The sequence below is a fragment of the Pseudomonas sp. P5_B2 genome, assembly GCF_056400445.1.
Map to the genome: position 1 here is coordinate 1 of NZ_JBFULH010001060.1, position 1,062 is coordinate 1,062.

1 protein-coding gene and 1 pseudogene are annotated in these 1,062 nt (G+C 53.7%); both read right to left on the minus strand.

Going from position 1 to position 1,062, the window contains the following annotated elements; translation table 11 throughout:
* Positions 1-957 (minus strand): glycosyltransferase family 4 protein (locus AC1DRJ_RS29145; protein ID WP_477805179.1); only part of this gene is annotated, 957 nt, incomplete at its 3' end.
* Positions 958-1,062, minus strand: a pseudogene (locus tag AC1DRJ_RS29150) (GDP-mannose 4,6 dehydratase); the annotation flags it as partial. It abuts the gene before it with no gap.

Consider the following 1,062-nt stretch of genomic DNA (forward strand, 5'->3'; position numbering starts at 1 on the left):
ACCTGCGACCTCCGGAAGTGAGGAGCTGTTTGAACAAACGACGGGGACGCCCGAACTCATCGCTTCCAGAACCGGCAATCCAAAACCTTCATACAGCGAAGGGAAGGTAAAAAGACGAGCCCCGGCAAACAGCAGGGGTAGGTCCTCACTGGGTACAAAGCCTAGATAAAAGGCCCATCCCTCGCGCCGGGCACTTTCGAGCCGTTGGTGAATGCTTTCGTTGCGCCAGCCGTGATAGCCAGTCAACACCAAAGGCCAGCGCTTTCGTACCTCGATAGGCAGTCGGGAATAGGCGTCAAGCAACGTATCGATATTCTTGCGAGGCTCGATCGTCCCGACAAAAAGGCTGTATCTATCTACCGTAAGACCGTGGCGTGAAAGCGCGCTTCTGAGTTCATCCGCGCTACGAGGATAAAACTCGGCAGAACTGGCCAGCGGAACCGTATAGATGCGCTCAATAGGCCAAGAAAAGTACTCCGCCAACTCTTTTCGTGTGTACTCAGAGTCCGTAATCAGCGCGTCTGCTCTTACCAGTGTGGTTTTAAGCTCTTTCTGCAAGTAACGCACAAGTTGCGGCGCATGGCAGCGAGACCAGGTGAACGGTGACAGATCGTGGAAGGTAGCAACACTGCGACCAGCAAAAGGAGGCAAAAAATAATTCGGGCTATGGTAAAGAAAATCACCATGGCCTTTTAATGCGCGCTTCCTGAGCAGCGGCATAAGAAGTCGGTACGCTTCAACCGCCAGGAAATTTTTCTGGACTGCTCGTTTCAAGCCATAGCCGCTACCCGACTTATCGGCAGCCGTAGGCAGCGTTGATAGGAACCGCCGACCGGCAAAAAATCGCAGGTCGGTGATTTCTGGGCTCTGCTGCAGCCGCAGCGCCAATTCGTAGGCGTAGCGACCAATTCCGGTCAGCGGAAAGCGGATCGGCTCAACTGAAAGAATTAACTTCATTTATTCAGCAGTCAACATCCAGCTAAGGGTTTCGCCCAAGGACGGTGTTGTCCAGCCGGGGACTAGCGTCCGCAACCTTGAGTTGTCCCCGCAAAGAGTTTTCAC